Genomic DNA, 249 nt, shown 5'->3' with positions numbered 1-249 from the left:
CCCCACACCAACGTCGACCGCCCCTTCGCCGTGCACGTGGTAGACGATCCGCAACGAGACGCCGGGCTGTTTGTGCGCGACCTGTCGAGTCTGGATTTCGACATGCCCACCGGGCATTTGCTGGCGCTGTCGGATGAGTCGCGGCTGGTGATCGAACTGGACACCGACGGCAAGCCGATCAGCACGTTGTCTTTGTTGCGCGGCCAGAGTGGACTGAAGAAAACCGTGCCGCAGGCGGAGGGCATTGCC

1 protein-coding gene is annotated in these 249 nt (G+C 63.5%); it reads left to right on the top strand.

Annotation, left to right across the window (positions count from 1 at the left end):
* On the top strand, positions 1 to 249 hold a 249-nt coding region (locus tag AC0IW9_RS31500; RefSeq protein WP_471652218.1), incomplete at both ends, for an SdiA-regulated domain-containing protein.

Source organism: Belnapia sp. AC561 (assembly GCF_979252845.1).
Note: the sequence above shows the minus strand (reverse complement) of the source record. Positions and strands in the feature narration are given on the sequence as shown.